This is a genomic window from Pseudomonas sp. ANT_J12 (assembly GCF_008370045.1).
GTDB lineage: Bacteria > Pseudomonadota > Gammaproteobacteria > Pseudomonadales > Pseudomonadaceae > Aquipseudomonas.
In genome coordinates this window covers 49,512-64,697 of sequence record NZ_VOBN01000014.1, presented here as the reverse complement: position 1 = coordinate 64,697, position 15,186 = coordinate 49,512, and the positions used below count along the sequence as shown (strand labels likewise).

At 59.1% G+C, this 15,186-nt stretch carries 16 protein-coding genes; 1 reads left to right on the top strand and 15 read right to left on the bottom strand.

Annotated features, from left to right (window positions below; translation table 11 throughout):
• Positions 1–2: 2 nt before the first annotated feature.
• Positions 3–1,457, bottom strand: coding sequence for a TrkH family potassium uptake protein (locus tag FQ192_RS24055; protein WP_149660780.1), 1,455 nt, complete (start codon positions 1,455–1,457; stop codon positions 3–5).
• A 297-nt stretch (positions 1,458–1,754) separates the two neighbouring features.
• Between FQ192_RS24055 and FQ192_RS24050 the strand changes: the two genes are divergently transcribed.
• Positions 1,755–3,032 (top strand): DUF2254 domain-containing protein, encoded by a 1,278-nt coding sequence (locus FQ192_RS24050; RefSeq protein ID WP_149660779.1) that lies wholly within the window; start codon positions 1,755–1,757, stop codon positions 3,030–3,032.
• Position 3,033: 1 nt separating this feature from the next.
• Here FQ192_RS24050 and FQ192_RS24045 read toward each other — a convergent pair whose 3' ends face one another.
• The 14 genes from FQ192_RS24045 to atpD form a co-directional block, all read right to left on the bottom strand.
• Positions 3,034–4,353, bottom strand: coding sequence for a chloride channel protein (locus FQ192_RS24045; RefSeq protein WP_149660778.1), 1,320 nt, complete (start codon positions 4,351–4,353; stop codon positions 3,034–3,036).
• Between the two features lie 282 nt (positions 4,354–4,635).
• Positions 4,636–5,571, bottom strand: a complete 936-nt coding sequence (arcC, locus tag FQ192_RS24040) for a carbamate kinase (RefSeq protein ID WP_149660777.1) — start codon at positions 5,569–5,571, stop codon at positions 4,636–4,638.
• A gap of 19 nt (positions 5,572–5,590) precedes the next feature.
• Entirely contained in the window at positions 5,591–6,589 is a 999-nt protein-coding gene (gene argF, locus FQ192_RS24035) for an ornithine carbamoyltransferase (RefSeq protein ID WP_149660776.1), read from the bottom strand.
• Positions 6,590–6,614: 25 nt separating this feature from the next.
• Positions 6,615–7,832: an arginine deiminase gene (locus tag FQ192_RS24030; protein ID WP_149660775.1), complete on the bottom strand. Its 1,218-nt coding sequence runs from the start codon at positions 7,830–7,832 to the stop codon at positions 6,615–6,617.
• Between the two features lie 90 nt (positions 7,833–7,922).
• A complete protein-coding gene (locus tag FQ192_RS24025) occupies positions 7,923–8,180 on the bottom strand; it encodes a hypothetical protein (protein WP_149660774.1) in 258 nt (85 codons plus the stop codon).
• A 126-nt stretch (positions 8,181–8,306) separates the two neighbouring features.
• On the bottom strand, positions 8,307–9,215 hold the full coding sequence (locus tag FQ192_RS24020) for a F0F1 ATP synthase subunit gamma (protein WP_149660773.1): 909 nt from the start codon (positions 9,213–9,215) through the stop codon (positions 8,307–8,309).
• Complete coding sequence (locus FQ192_RS24015) at positions 9,215–10,780, bottom strand: alternate F1F0 ATPase, F1 subunit alpha (protein WP_306108899.1); 1,566 nt, start codon at positions 10,778–10,780, stop codon at positions 9,215–9,217. The genes FQ192_RS24020 and FQ192_RS24015 overlap by 1 nt, the downstream gene beginning before the upstream one ends.
• Entirely contained in the window at positions 10,777–11,550 is a 774-nt protein-coding gene (locus tag FQ192_RS24010) for a F0F1 ATP synthase subunit B (protein ID WP_149660772.1), read from the bottom strand. The genes FQ192_RS24015 and FQ192_RS24010 overlap by 4 nt, the downstream gene beginning before the upstream one ends.
• A 3-nt stretch (positions 11,551–11,553) precedes the next feature.
• Positions 11,554–11,844, bottom strand: coding sequence for a F0F1 ATP synthase subunit C (locus FQ192_RS24005; protein WP_101206739.1), 291 nt, complete (start codon positions 11,842–11,844; stop codon positions 11,554–11,556).
• A 41-nt stretch (positions 11,845–11,885) separates the two neighbouring features.
• Positions 11,886–12,587: a F0F1 ATP synthase subunit A gene (locus tag FQ192_RS24000; protein WP_101206738.1), complete on the bottom strand. Its 702-nt coding sequence runs from the start codon at positions 12,585–12,587 to the stop codon at positions 11,886–11,888.
• Positions 12,578–12,904 (bottom strand): ATP synthase subunit I, encoded by a 327-nt coding sequence (locus FQ192_RS23995; RefSeq protein ID WP_101206737.1) that lies wholly within the window; start codon positions 12,902–12,904, stop codon positions 12,578–12,580. Before FQ192_RS23995 ends, FQ192_RS24000 begins: the two co-directional genes overlap by 10 nt.
• Entirely contained in the window at positions 12,897–13,238 is a 342-nt protein-coding gene (locus FQ192_RS23990) for an AtpZ/AtpI family protein (RefSeq protein ID WP_149660771.1), read from the bottom strand. The genes FQ192_RS23995 and FQ192_RS23990 overlap by 8 nt, the downstream gene beginning before the upstream one ends.
• Positions 13,235–13,639: a F0F1 ATP synthase subunit epsilon gene (locus tag FQ192_RS23985; protein ID WP_149660770.1), complete on the bottom strand. Its 405-nt coding sequence runs from the start codon at positions 13,637–13,639 to the stop codon at positions 13,235–13,237. Before FQ192_RS23985 ends, FQ192_RS23990 begins: the two co-directional genes overlap by 4 nt.
• Positions 13,620–15,098, bottom strand: coding sequence for a F0F1 ATP synthase subunit beta (atpD, locus tag FQ192_RS23980; RefSeq protein ID WP_149660769.1), 1,479 nt, complete (start codon positions 15,096–15,098; stop codon positions 13,620–13,622). The genes FQ192_RS23985 and atpD overlap by 20 nt, the downstream gene beginning before the upstream one ends.
• Positions 15,099–15,186 lie beyond the last annotated feature (88 nt).

Genomic DNA, 15,186 nt, shown 5'->3' with positions numbered 1-15,186 from the left:
GCTCAGTATCTCCAGAACACTGGCGTTACAAGCACCAGCACCGTCAGAATTTCCAGCCTTCCAAGGAGCATTCCAACGGTCAATAGCCATTTTGCGGAATCAGGTAATGATGAAAAATTACCTGCTGGCCCAATGATCGTGCCAAGCCCTGGCCCTACGTTACACACCGCCGTAGCGGCGCCGCTCAATGCTGTTGTCCAGTCAAGTCCAATCAGAGCCAGGCCCAGGGCAATAGCGGCAATCGTGATCGTGAAGAAAAACGAAAAGGTCAAAAGTGAGCGCACGATCTCCTCATCAATCGGATGGCCGTTGTACTTTTTCTGAATCACTGCCCGTGGATGAATCAGTTGTTTCAAGCTACTGACCAGTAACGCGGCAGCCACCTGAAAACGAAAAATCTTGAGACCACCGGCCGTGGAGCCTGAACATCCACCGACGAAGGTCAGATAGAAAAAGAGCAGGACGGCGAAGCTGCCCCATAAGGTGTAATCACCTACCGCAACACCGGTGGTCGTGACGACCGAGGTCACATTGACTGCCACGATACGAAACGCATCCCACCATCCGTAATCACTGTGAAAGCACAGCCAGGTCCCCACCGCCAGCCAGGTAACGATCAAGAACCCGATAAATCCGCGCACCTGATGATCTTTCAGTAGCGCACGTCGATGACCGCGCAATGTCGCGACATACAAGGTAAAGGGCAGACTGCCCAGAATCATGATCACCACCGCTACCCAATGAATAGCTGGCTGTGTCCAATGCCCAAGTGACGCGTCCGAGGTTGAGAATCCCCCGGTAGAGATCAACGACATGGCGTGGTTGACTGCTTCAAACGGCGTCATTCCGGCCATCCAGAGCGCCAGTGCTCCGGCGCCCGTTAGCCCCAGATAGAGGAAAAGGATGTACTTGGCTGCCACATGGGAGCGCGGGGTCACTTTCTCCGACCAGTCTGAAGACTCTGTCTGAAAAAGACGCATGCCGCCCACTCGCAATAGAGGAAGGATCGCCACGGCCATACCGATAAAGCCGATACCTCCCAACCAGTGCAACATCGAACGCCAGATCAACAATCCAGGAGAGGCTGTGTCCAAACCACTCAGTACCGTTGATCCGGTAGTAGTGATACCGGACATGGTTTCAAAAAAAGCGTCGGTGTAACTGATTTGGCTGATAAAGACCATCGGCAACGCAGCGAAGGTACACACCACCACCCAACTGCCGGTGGTCAGCAAGTACATATCTCGCGGACGAAGTTGCGCAGTATCGGGGCGCCCACGAGCGACCAATAACAGACCACAGATGAAGGTAATCAAACTGGACCAGAGAAAGGCTGACAGATCGTCGCGGCGCTCATAGACCACCAACGTGATCATGGGAATAGCCATACTGACGGCCAACGTAATAAGAAAAATACCTAAGATGAAGCCAATGAGCCGTATTGCTGCGATCGACATAGAAGTAACCTGACAAATTTGTGCCACGCGATATCGGAGGCTACGCCTCCTGGGTCCGCAACTTCCAAGTGCGATCAGCAGGATCGCAACGTGTCGACCTGATTCTCGCCTATTAAGGGGTACGTCCACCTCAAAACTTTATTCTCCCTCGGGTTTATTCGAAGATTGCGGCTAGGGTGACTGCTGAATGAACCATCCTTACTTATGAGAACCCAACCAAGGAAAGTCACCCCCCGTCTTTGCTGACCGAAACCTGAAACCACTGACTGATCACCCCACTATCAAAAGGTATGAAAAATGATCGCTCGCTGGCGCTGGCTGTTACAACAACTGACCAAACGGCTATGGTTCAGAGCCACGCTGTTTTCGCTGCTAGGCGTGGCAACAGCGTTGCTCGCCGTTGTCTTCAAAGACTACATACCCGAATCATTGCCCGCCCGTATCGGCGCCGACGCTGTCGACAAGATCCTGGGCATCATCGCCTCAAGCATGCTCGCAGTGACCACTTTTTCGTTAAGCACGATGGTAACCGCCTACGGTGCAGCCAGCAGTGGCGTGACGCCCCGAGCCACCACACTGGTGATGGAAGACACCACCACGCAAAATGCCCTTGCCACCTTTATCGGCTCGTTTCTGTTTAGCCTGGTGGGAATCATTGCACTGAGTACAGGGGCCTACGGAACACAAGGAAGGGTTCTGCTATTTGCAGTGACGATAGTCGTGGTGATTCTGATTGTTTACACACTTCTGCGCTGGATCGATCACCTGTCCAAGCTCGGACGGGTGGGTGAAACCATTGATCGTGTCGAACAGGCGACAATCGCCGCAATTAACAACAGGGTCCAATGGCCTCATTTGGGCGGTGCCGCTTACCCTGCCGAGTGGATGATTCCACCCTTGGCTCAAACAATCACAAGCCACCAAACCGGGTACGTCCAACACATCGACGTACACGCGTTAGGCGCCGTTGCAAAAGCAGACGAGATACAGGTTTTTCTGGACATCCTTCCGGGAACTTTTGTGCATCTGGGCATGCCGCTCGCCCGAACGGTGAGCTTGAACGCGGAGCGCGTAGACGAGTTGCACGCCAGCACCAAAAAAATCCTCGCCACGTTGACCATTGACGTACGCCGAACGTTTGAACACGATCCCAGGTTCGGGTTGTCGGTGCTGTCGGAAATCGCCTCTCGCGCCTTGTCGCCGGCAGTCAACGACCCAGGGACTGCCATTGACGTTATTGGCCGGGGGATCAGAAGCCTCTCCTGCTGGGGTAAACCACAAGACCCCGCAGCGAAAATCGATGAAGACTGCGAGCAGGTTTACCTCCGCGGCCTGACTGTAGATGATCTGTTCGATGACTTTTTTGCGCCGATTGCCAGAGATGGCGCGAGCTTGCTCGAAGTAGACCTTCGCATGATGAAGGCGCTTGTCAGCCTGGCGCAGATAAACCCCGAGATGTTCAAGGATGCTTGTGCCAGGCACGCAGGCCTTCTACTCAAACGCTCAGACCTGTCGCTGACATTGGAGGAAGACAAACAAACACTCAGGGCAGCGGCTCGACAACTGATCCGCTAGTTCAATCTGGTTTTCGCGGGGCTGCGCCACTGTCCGGGGCGTGCAAAAAACCACGGGCCAATTGCTGATACAACTCAGGCCCCATCCTGGCACTGACCGCTTTGGCTATCAGCGCTACAGCCAACAGACTGATCACCATACCGTGGCTGTCGATCATCTCCATCACGATAATCGCTGACGTGATCGGCGACTGCGTTACAGCAGACAGAAAACCGACCATACACAGAGCAATCATCGGCTGTGCAGCCAGACCGAAGAGTTCCGCGACGTTGGCTCCAATGGCCGCTCCTACCGCCAGGGAGGGGGCGAAAATGCCGCCGGGAATACCGGAAAAGTAAGTCACCACCGTCGCGAGAAAACGCGTAATGGGCGCATGCCATGGCAGGCCGATATCGGACGTGATGATCTGGGATGTGATCCCGTAACCACTGCCGAACGACATACCGCCACTGAGCCAACCGAGTATCGCCACGATCATTCCACATATACCGGCGAACCAGACGGGATGCACGCGGCGCCATTCCCAGACGACAAATCGATGATGGCGCTGCGGCCACAGCAGCATCCGGCTGAACAATCCACCCAGAAGACCACATCCAATGCCAATCGCCAGCACCGGGACAACGATGTCGAGCTGGATATCTTGAACGTCGAAGTGGCCGAAATAGTTGTAGTTGCCCTGCAAGACAATCGCGACCATCCCCGACAAGATAATCGTGCTGAGCAAGACCCCGCTGGTTCGGGTTTCCAGCTTGCGCCCGAGCTCCTCAACCGCAAAGGCCACACCGGCCAAAGGCGTGTTGAATGCTGCAGCAATGCCCGCTGCGCCGCCAGCGAGGATCAAGTCTTCGCTGCGAATGATTCGTGCGTTGGGCAAATAGCGGTTAAAAAAATGCATGATCGAGGCGGCGACCTGAACCGAAGGGCCTTCGCGTCCGGCCGAAAAACCACCGGTGAGTGCCAGGGTACCAAGACCGATCTTGGCTAATGCGATACGTAAAGACACTAGTTTATCGACCGGCTTACCTTGGTGCGCCAGTCGGGTAGCGGCGATAACCTGCGGGATCCCACTGCCCTGTGAGCCAACAAAAAAACGTGTGGTAAGCCACACCACCAGCATGCCCACCAGCGGTGTGTATACAAAGGGCAGCCAAGGCCGTTCGGCGGTCTGTTGGGCAAATTGCGTCAGTGCCAGGTCGGCCAGTCGGGCGAACATCACAACCAGCAGCCCCGCGAGGGTAGCGGCCACCCAGAGCGTGACTCGAGTACGCCAACGGATCGAGGCAAAACGGCGGCGAATCAGCAATAGCGGTTTGATCACCCGAGAGGATTCCAGTTGAGTTGCAGCACTGTTGTGAGCGCGAGATTAACCGGATAAATGATGAGCTCCAACCGGCACAGGCCAAATGATTGCAAAACAGTGACCGGCGCCCCCCCGTGCCAGTCAGCTTGCCAAAAGATTGCAATACAAGGATTCGCGGGGAGGAGGACTTCCCCGCTGTGCTTCTATAGCCAAGGCTCCTCGGTGAACCAGTGGGTCGGAGCGCCTACGCATAGTCAGTGCTCCCTACAGTGGGAATGCAATGCAGGTTGAATTTGATCGTCACACCGCACCATTGGCTTTCGCAAGGTAAACTCGGGTACCCGCGTTGCCAGCGAGCATTTCCTCGATCTGGTCGAGCGAACCGATCACTGCACGTTTGCCGGTAGCGAGTACAAAGTCTCGTGCGGCCTCGACCTTCGGTCCCATCGATCCTTCAGCGAAGTGGTATTTGGCGAGATCCTGCGGCGTCACTTCGCCGAGCGCGCGCTGCGTGGGTAAGCCCCAGTCGATGTAGACCGCCGGCACGTCAGTAGCGATGATTAGCAAGTCGGCTTGAAGCTCGCGCGCGAGCAAGCTGGTGCACAGATCCTTGTCGATCACAGCAGACACGCCGTGCAGCCTGCTATCACCACTCGCGCCCGTGCGTGCCACCGGAATGCCTCCGCCGCCGGCGGCGATGACGAGCGCGCCATGTTCCAGCAGCCAGCGGATCGCCTGAAGTCCAAGTACACGCAACGGCGCGGGCGATGCGACGACGCGCCGGAACGCTGCACCGTCCGCCGCCATGACCCAATTCTTTTCCGACGCAATACGCTCGGAGTCTGCCTTTGTGTACATCGGTCCAATTGGCTTACTGGGATGACTGAAAGCAGGGTCCTGCGGGTCGACCTCTACCCGCGTGATGAGCGTCGTCACCGTACGCGAAGCGGGCAGCGCGTTGGCGAGCTCCTGCTCCAGCAGGTAACCGAGCATGCCGTCAGTCTGCGCGCCCAACACATCCAGTGGGTAAGCTGCCACCTTCTCGTAGGCGGCAGCCTGAAGCGCCAACAAACCCACCTGAGGTCCATTGCCATGCGTCAACACCAGATCGTGCTGCTCGGCCACTCGTGCCAGTTGCAGAGCGGCGGCGCGGATGTTCTCTAGCTGATTTTCCGCTGTTGGAGGTTGGTCGCGTCGTAACAGCGCATTTCCACCCAATGCAACCACAACCTTCATGAGCGTACTCCGAAAAGGGTCATCCGAGCGTAGCCACCAGGACAGCCTTGATGGTGTGCATACGGTTCTCGGCCTGGGTGAAGACAATTGAGGTATCAGACTCGAACACCTCGTCGGTGACCTCGATCTCGGTCAGACCGTACTTCTCGTGCACCTGGCGACCGACTTCTGTATCCATCCCATGGAATGCAGGCAGGCAGTGCATGAACTTTGTGCGCGGCTTGCCGGTGGCCTGCATCAGTGCGGTCGTTACCTGATAGGGCAGCAGTTGATCAATACGCTGCTGCCACACCGCGTCGTCCTCGCCCATAGACACCCAAACATCGGTGTAAAGAAAGTCGGCGCCAACCACCGCTTTCAACGGGTCTGTCTCCAAGGTGATGCGTGCCCCGGTACTGCGAGCCAGTTCGCGCATTTGCGCGACCAGTTCGGGGGGCGGTTGTAAAGTGGCGGGGGCACAAATACGGACATCCATGCCCATCTTTGTGCCACCCACCAAAAGTGAACAGCCCATGTTGAAACTGGCATCACCCAGATAGCAAAAGCTCAACTCGTGCAGTGGTTTCTCTCCAAACTCCTGCATCGTCATCAAGTCGGCGAGTATTTGGGTGGGGTGTCTTTCATCGGTCAGACCATTCCAGACCGGCACGTTGGCGTAGCGTGCAAGTTCCTCGACCACGCTTTGGTGGAAGCCTCGGTACTCGATGCCGTCGTAATAGCGCCCGAGCACCCGGGCAGTGTCCTTTAGCGATTCCTTGTGCCCCAGTTGCGAGCTGCCTGCATCCAGATAAGTGACGTGTCCTCCCTGATCGTGCACCGCTACCTCAAAGGCGCAGCGGGTGCGCGTCGACGGCTTCTCGAAGATCAACACGATGTTCTTGCCCTTCAGGGATGGCCGTTCGTTGCCCACGGCTTTCGAACGTTTAAGCTCCGCTGCCAGGTCGAGCAGAAAGCGGATTGCATCCGGCTCGTAGTCCTCGAGTGCTAGCAAGCTACGATTTCGCAGGTTGAAACTCATGGTGACTCCCGCATTTGGTTGAATGTCAGAGCGCATCGCGCTCGATCGGGCACGACATGCAATGGCTGCCACCGCGTCCGCGGCCCAGTTCAGAACCGGAGACGGTGATCACCTCGACACCGGCTTTACGTAACAGGGTATTGGTGTGCGTGTTGCGCGCGTAGCCCATCACCACAACAGGCGCTAACGCCAGCAAGTTATTACCGTCATCCCATTGCTCGCGTTCGGCCTGCCAGACGTCACCGCCGGTGGCGACTGATCGCAATTTGGGCAGTCCCAGCGCAGCGGCCAGGACACTTAGGAAAGCACCGCTCTCGGTGCGCACGTCCAGGCTGCCCTCACGCTGGCCCGGTCGCAGACTGTGCACGCGGATCGCATCGACCATGTCCGGGAAACACGTCACCAAGTCCACGTCGCAAAAGGTAATGACGGTGTCCAGGTGCATCGCACCGCGCGATTTCGGAATCTGTGCGGCCAACACGAGGGTCGCCGCTCCTTGAGCAAACAGGGCTCGGGCGAGTTGGCTCACAGCCTGTGGCGACGTGCGCTCGCCCATACCGATCAGCACCACGCCCTGCCCCAGCGGCATCACGTCCCCGCCTTCCAGGCAGGCACTGCCGTGATCCTGGTCTGGATCACCCCACCATGTTGTCACCCGACCGGCGAACAGCGGATGGAAACGATAGACCGCGGCGGTCAGCAGCGTCTCTTGTCGGCGTGCAGGCCAGTGCATCGGGCACAGCACCACTCCCTTCCCGACCCAGCAACTACTGTCGCGGCTGAACAGCGTGTTGGGTAGCGGCGGCAGCAGGAAATCAGACGCGGCAGCAAAGCGTGCCAGCAGGCCTTCGGGTTCGAACGGCAGCTCGGAGCGCGCCAGCCCGCCAATCAAGTGCTCGGCCAGACGTAGCGGCGGTAGCGCCTCCAGCCATGGCCGCAGTTGTTGCGCAAGCTCAACATCGACGGTGCCAGGGCTGAGTTTGCGGTCAAGCAGCCAAGCACGGGCGATTGGGTCAGCCATGGTGGAGGCAAGTAAATCATGCAACTCCAGCACCTCCACCTCGCGCTCCACCATCGCATTGGTGAAGGCGTCGTGTTCATTGCGCGCCTGCGACACCCATAACACGTCGTCAAACAGCAAGTCGCGGCAGTTCGCGGGCGTCAAGCGCTGTTGCGCCAGCCCAGGTCGGCAAACCAGCACGCGACGCAGTCGGCCAACTTCAGAATTCACACCTTCGGTCATGACGTCGGTTTCCTATGCAAATACACGGGGGATGAACGAGAAGCGCTTTACACAGGCCAATCCGTCCCGAGGCAAGTCATCAAACTCAAACTAAACAGGCTCGTCCGCCGAGGCTTTCAAATGAAACAGCCCCTTGACCTTGGCTTGCAGCGTGCTCGCGATGGCCTGCGCTTCTTCAAGCGTGGTGCCCGCCGCGAGATGCATGGTTATCCTGCCATGTGCACTTGGACTGCCAGGCACTTTGACCGGCTCGCAGACGATGGAAACCGGTGCTTCATCCAACGCGTGCTCGGTGGGCGCGAGCTCCCTGACGATGTATTGGTAAACAGCAGATAACGGCTGGGTCATAGGAAGTACCTCAACAGGTTATTGCCTGCCACCGCTTCAATAGCGTGAGTTGGCAGACCATCTGTCCTCATTCTGTTAGCCGTACGTTGGCCTGTCTGTTCGACAGCACACACAGTGCGTTTAGCGTTAAGGGGTGGCATCGGCATTCGGCGACAAGGCGTCAAAACCAGAGATCACGTCAAAGAGCTCCTCGTCGATGCCGGCTTGGCGTAAACGATGGTAGGTAGCGTTGAGGTCCAGCAGAAGTTCGCCGATGTTTCGATCTGCGCGCTGCATCGCAGCTAGACGGCTGGCGTTTTCACTGGCCAACGACTCGGCACTGGCACGAAACAGTGAAACAAACAGGTGCTCGCGGATGAAGGCGCGCAGTGTCTGCGCGTTTGCGCTTAGGACTTCGGGCCGTTGAACGGTGGGCCAGGGCGGCTGTGCCAGTCCAAGCTGCCAATGCTCGTCCAGAGGTAACAGTCGCTGGCTGACCGGGTGATAACCGCTGCCAGCCGGCCGGTTATAGAAAAGAATCAGCGTTGCACTTTGCCGCCCACCCACGGCTCCGCTTTCCGGGATCTGGACCGTTTGCAGAATCTGTCCGACCAGTTGCGTGATTTGCTCTACCGATCCAGGCACGGCAAACAAGCCTTCGGGCGTCATGCCGGCATCGAGAAGTCGTTCATGCACACGTTCGCCAACCGCCCAAACCTTCACCGGGGAAGACGCGAGCTGCGCCATCGCGTAGTCGACGACTTCCTCGTTGAACCGTCCCACCAGCCCCTGATCGGAGCCGAATACAACGGCGTGTACCTCAATGTCATCGGCGTGCGACGAGGAGAACGGAGCGTACGCTGCCGTTGGATCGACCGAGCGAAGACACACGCCCAGACCGAGTTCAACCGTGTGCGCGTAGTCGGCGAGTGCGGCCACTGATCGCTCGTATTGTCCAATCGCCGAGGCCGCCGATGCTTTCATGACCCGAACCACTGACTTAAGGTCACCTGCGCTACTGATTTGGCGGCGCAGTGCGGTGATGGAGGCGGCCATCAGGTTTCCTTGGTGTCTGTCACGGGCGGCGCCAGAAACGCTGCAAGTGCCTGACGCGCAGCTTCGCTGACCTGCTTGCGATCAGTGTCAGTCAGCGGACCGACATCTGCCAGTCGCTTGCCGACGTCATCCGGGAGCCCATTGGCAGCCTCTTCCACGGCGTGCTGTGCAGCAGCCATGCGATCAAGCGGTACCGCGTCGAAGAGTGCCGCATTCAATGCCAGCAAGATGGCGATCTGAGCGGGCACCGTCACCGGCGAGAACTCGGGTTGGCCGAGGCAGGCGCGGATACGCTTTCCGTGGATGATGGACTGCCGCGTATCCTCGTCCAGCCGAGCGCCGAAGCGCGCAAAGGTCTCCAGCTCCTCGAATTGTGCATAGGCTAGTTTGAGGTCGCCCGCCACTGCCCGATAAGCCGCGCGCTGCGCCTTGCCACCCACGCGCGACACCGACTGGCCGACATCGATGGCCGGCAGTACACCGAGTTCGAACAGTGACGGCGACAGCACAATCTGCCCGTCGGTAATGGAGATCAGATTGGTTGGGATATAGGCCGATATGTTCTGTGCTTCGGTCTCGATGATGGGCAACGCAGTCATCGAGCCACCGCCGCGCTCCTTACTCAGATGAGTGGCGCGCTCCAGCATGCGCGAATGGATGTAGAAAATATCGCCCGGAAAGGCCTCGCGCCCTGGCGGTCGCCGCAGTAGCAGGGACAGTTCACGATAGGCACGCGCGTGGTGAGTCAGGTCGTCATAGACAATCAGCACGTCGCGCCCCGCTTCCATGAAGTACTCGGCGATGCTGGTGGCGGCGTACGGTGCGATGTAGGACAGTCCGGGCGCCTCGTTGCCTTCGGCTACCACCACCACGGTATAGGCCATCGCCCCCTTCTCGCGCAGGTTGGCCACCGCCTTGGCCACTGCCGACGCTCGTTGGCCGATGGCGCAGTAAACGCACAACACGTTCTTGTCACGTTGATTGAAGATGGTATCGATGGCGATCGCTGTCTTGCCGGTCTGGCGGTCGCCCAGGATCAGTTCGCGCTGGCCCCGGCCGATGGGGATCAGCGCGTCGATGACTTTCAGCCCGCTTTGCAGCGGCTCGGTCACGGGCGCGCGGTCCATGATGGGCGCCGCCGGCCGTTCGATGGGCAGGCGCTCTTGGGTCGCCACCTTTGCACCGCCGTCCAGTGGCCGGCCGAGTGGATCAATCACCCGGCCCAACAGCGCATCGCCCACGGCCACGTCCATCACCCGGCCAGTACGCCGCACCTCCTGACCGGCGCGCAGGTGAGCGTAGTCGCCCAGCAGCACCACATCGACACCCTCCTCGTCCAGATTGAACGCGATGCCCGACAAGCCACCGGAAAACAGCAGTAATTCCTCGAACCCCAGATGCGGCAACCCATGGACACGGGCAATGCCAGTGGCGACGCTAACGACCGTACCCACTTCGTGCAATGCCAGTTGCGGCTTGAAGGTCTGGAGTCGTTGGCTGATGCTGGCGAACGCATCTTCCAGTGTGCTTTGCAGCGTAGCGTCTAACGACTTGGTCATCGTCATGTGCGCTCCGTTGAGCGCAGTTGCTCGTTCATATCTGATGACAGGGCATCAAGGTAATCAGAAATGCTCCAGGCCAGTTTCAGCCCCTGGACGCTGAACTCAATACCGCTGACCAGCTCCGGTGCGGTCTCGAACTTGAGCGCAATTGCCTGCCCGAACAACTCATCCAGGCCAGCTTGGATCAAGGTACGTTGCGCTGTCGGCAACTCGAATGCGCTGCGCAATCGAGCCGGCTCGCCATCAGACGTGCCCTTCAGCGCGGCGGTCAACTCGTCCAGCGCGGTGCCGTTGAGAGCTCGCAGGCGTTGGATGAAGACTTCGCAAGTCCGCTGCTCAAGGCTGACAGATGCCAAGTCACCGAGCACCCGACGTGAAATGTCGTAGAACTGCTGTTGAGTGTGGTGGAAGAAATCTGCATGCAGATGTTGTCTTTCGGTCACCAGTGCCTTTGCTCTCACCGCGCTTGCAGCATCAGCCGTTTTGCGAGCCTCGGCCAGCAGCCGCACTCGCTGATCGTTTGCTTCATCGGTGGCCTTACTCAGCAAAGCGGCCCGCTGTTCGTCGAAGGACTGGTTTTTCTTCTCGAACTCGTCTTGCTGCTGATGGGCTTTAGCCTTGGTTTCGGCGGCGTCTTTGAGTTCGACTGCAATTTTCTCTTCCCGCGCCGCAATGGCGTTCAGTACGGGCTGATACAGAAAACGCTTCATCAACCACACCAGTATGATGAAATTCAGCACTTGGGCGGCGACGGTGAACCAGTCGATGAGCACGGTCTATTTACCTGCCGCCTGGGCGGCCGCTGTGACAGCGGCATTCCAGAACGGGTTGGCGAAGATCAGGATCATCGACACCACAAAGCAGTAGATGGCCGTCGATTCGATCATCGCCAGGCCGACAAATAGTGTACGGGTGATGGTTGCCGACGCATCGGGCTGCTGGGCCAGCGAACTGAGCGCCGTGGCTACAGCCCTTCCCTCGGCGAGCGCGGGGGCCATCGTACCGAAGCCGGTGGTCAGGCCGGCCATGACAATGGAGGCGATGGCGATCCAGGTGAGAGAGTCCATAAAGTGCCTATATATGAGTTGGGAGGAAGAGTAATAGCCGCTCAGTCCGTTGCCGCTGGCGAAGGCTTTTTGACCGTTTTGCTGCTACGCGTGGCCGCCGCGATGTACACCGCCGCCAGAATGGTAAAGATGTAGGCCTGTACCATACCGGTGAGCAAGCCCAGCACTGTCATAACGATGGGGAAGACGAACGGCGTGATCGATAACAGGATGGCGATGATCATCGCGCCGCTCATCATGTTGCCAAACAGACGCACAGCCAGCGCCAGCGTCCGCGACGCCTCACTGATGAGGTTGAAGGGCAACATGATCGGCGTCGGCTGCATGTACGACTTCAGGTATCCCGCCAACCCCTGACCGGAGATGCCGAACAGCGGCACTGCCACCAGCACGCACAGGGCCAGCGCTACGGTGGTCGACAGCGACGCGGTGGGAGGCTCGTAACCGGGGATCACCGTGGCCAACGCCGCCGCAGCGATGAACAGGAACAACGTGCCGAGAAAACTCAGGTAGCGTTGAGGCTGCTGCAGGCCGACGTCTTTGATCTGCCCGACGATCGCAGTCACTACGATCTCCAGCAGGTTCTGCCAGCGTGAGCGTTGGTGACCGGTGGCGAGGCGGCGCGTGATCATCGCTGCGCCCAACACCAGCACGGTCATCAGTGCCCAGGTGAAGACAATGGTGGCATTGAGCTTGAAGAAGCCATATTGCCAAAAGATCCAGGCATCAGGTGTCAGGCGCATGGTGGCGGTCCGGATGTTGGCGGCGCCAGTGCGGCCGCGGTCGGTTGTGTGGCACGCAAGACGATCATGCGAGCCAGCAGAAAACCCAGCATGCACAGAGCCAGCCGCAGCGGTTGACCGGCACCGACCAGGTAAAAGCCAAACAACACAGTGGCGGTTCGCAGTATCAGGCTGGCTAGAAACCAGCGTGCCGGTGTCGGCGACGAGGCGCCGCGGCGCACCGTCCACCACAGTCCGGCGAAAAAAATGAACCCCAGCGCGGCGCCTGCCAACAACGCGGCCACCCATACGAGCGCCCAACTACCATGGTCAATCATCGCCCTGTTCCTTATCATCGCGTTCGTCGTGCATGGCCTGGTCTTCCTTTGCCACCCAGTGCCAGGCGTTAAGGCAACCGATGGTGAGTCCCGCCACCAGCAGCGCCAGCGTCCAAGAGTGACCGCCGGGATGATGCTGATCGAGCCAAAGTCCGAGGGCCGCGCCGAGCAATGTCGGGACCACCACCGACCAGCCGATCAAGCCCATCATGCCCAAGCCGAACCACACCACTGGCGTGCCCCTTTGGCGCGCCTTGAGTTTGCGGGCCGCTTTGGCGCCGACCTGTTCAGCCAGCGTCTGGCCGGCAGGCGTGCGCTTGGGATCCGGTTTCATGACAAGTGATCGCGCAAAGAAACGAACCGGCGCATAAACCCGGTTTCCAGCCGAGCCATGGTCTGGCGCATGGCTTGTTCATGCGTGTCCAGCGTCAGGAATTCCTGCTCGACTGCCTCACGCAGCCGAGCCAGATCAGCGCCGCGCGACGCCCGCCGCGCCGAAATCACCACATCCGGCCCGGTCTTGACTAGCACGCCCTCGTCCAGCGCCAGGAACACTTCGCCTTGCGATTCGACCTCGAAACTGAGGATGCCCGGTACAAGTGCCGCCACGCAGTCCAGACGCCGGGGCAGCAAGCCGAATGACCCTTGTGCCGTCTCGACAACGATGCACGACACGTTCGTTTCGACGGCAAACACTTCGAAGGGCAGCAACACCTTAAATGTCATCAACAACATGACTTGGCTCCTTGGCAGCCTGGCTGGCCTGCTGCTCGGCCTCGGTTTTGGCTTTAACCTTGGTCTTGGCTTCATCGACCGCACCGATCATGTACAGCGCGCTCTCAGGAAAATCCTTGAACTCATCCGCCAGAATGCGCTCGCAGCCATCCAGTGAATCTTGCAGGCTGACGAGTTTGCCGCTCATGTTGGTGAACTGCTCGGTGGTGAAGAATGGCTGCGTGAGGAAGCGTTCCAGGCGCCGCGCACGGGCCACCACTTTGCGGTCGTCGGGCGACAACTGCTCCAGCCCGAGCATGGCGATGATGTCCTTGAGCTCGGCGTATTGGGCCAACGTGCGGCGGATGGCCTGCGCCAGTTGGTAGTGGCGCTCGCCGACGATGCCCGGCGTGAGCACTTTGGAGCTGGACTGAAGCGGGTCTATGGCTGGAAACAGTCCTTCGCTTGCGCGCTTGCGCGACAACACGATGGACGCCGAAAGGTGCGAGAAGGTGTGCACCGCCGCCGGGTCGGTGAAGTCGTCGGCCGGCACGTACACCGCCTGAATCGAGGTGATCGCGCCGCTGTCAGTGTTGGCGATACGCTCTTCCAGCGCCGCGAGTTCGGTGCCCATCGTCGGCTGGTAACCCAAGCGAGACGGCATCTGCCCCATCAAGCCCGAAACCTCCGAGCCGGCCTGGATGAAGCGAAAAATATTGTCGATGAGCAGCAGTACATCGCGGTGTTCGTCATCGCGGAAGTACTCTGCCATCGTCAGCGCGGCATGCCCCACCCGGAAGCGCGCCCCGGGCGGCTCGTTCATCTGCGCAAAAATCATCACCATGTTGGGCAGCACGCCGGCGGCCTCCATCTCTCGGTAAAGCTCCTCGCCTTCTCGAGAACGCTCCCCGACACCGCAAAAGATGCTTACACCTTCCTGGTGGCCGATCATGTTATGGATCATTTCGGTCAACAGCACCGTCTTGCCGACGCCGGCTCCGCCAAAAAGACCGGCCTTGCCGCCGCGCTCCAGTGGGGTGAGCACATCAATAGCCTTGATACCGGTCTCGAACACTTCTGATTTGGTTGAGCGGCGCACCAACGGCGGTGGCGTCTGGTGCACAGAGCGCCACTGCACACCGTCCAGCGCGGGTTGGCGATCGATGGTATTGCCAAAGACGTCGAACATGCGCGACAGGATCTGATTTCCAACCGGGGCCTTCAACGGCCCTCCGGTGTCGTGCACGAGCATCCCTCGCGCAAGGCCCTGCGTGGGAGTGAGCGCGATACCTCGTACGTGACGCTCGTCGCGTTGGGCCAACACCTCGATGGCCACACGGCCCGCATCTCCGGCCCGCAGAAGGGTGTGGATAGGCGGCAGCGCGACATCGAAACGAATGTCCACGACACTGCCGCGCACCGCAGCAACCACGCCGAAGTTCACCGAGTCCTTATCGGTCGTTACCTGGCATTCCTTCATCTCCTGGCCTCCCTTTGGGTTGTCGTGCCGAGCCTGCATCGATGCAACGCGGAGTCAGCCATGCATGCCTACTTTCATCATGCTGGCA